Annotated in this window: 1 protein-coding gene; it reads right to left on the bottom strand. The window is 59.2% G+C overall.

The window, feature by feature from the left end:
- The coding region (locus A3754_RS22725; RefSeq protein WP_255363155.1) for a helicase-related protein at window positions 1-471 on the bottom strand (471 nt) is incomplete at both ends.

Consider the following 471-nt stretch of genomic DNA (forward strand, 5'->3'; position numbering starts at 1 on the left):
GTCCGGGTTCAAGGGCAGGTCCAGCAGCACCAGATGATGAGCAAACTGGAAGTTACGGCCTTCGGAGCCGATTTCCGAGCAAATCAGCGCCTGGGCACCGTCGAAGTCATCGGCGAAAAAGGCGGCGGCCCGGTCCCGTTCGATCAGGTCCATGTCTTCATGGAACATGGCCACGTTCATGCCCAGCTTGTAGTTACAGTGGGCATGCAGGTCGGTGGCGGTGTGCTTGCTGGCACAGATCACCAGCACCTTGTCGTGACGATGCTGTTTGAAAAAGTTTTCCAGCCAGTTCACTCGGGGATCCAGGCTGCACCAGCGATCATCGTGGAACAGGGTTTCCGGGTGCAGGTGGCCGTCAATTTCTTCGTCGCTGTCGTATTTGTATTCGTCCGGCAGCGTCAGCGGGATGCCGTGCGCGTGGCGGGCCGGGAAGCCGGCGATGTTGTGGCGGGTATTACGGAACATGACGCG

This window comes from Alcanivorax sp. HI0083 (assembly GCF_001635175.1).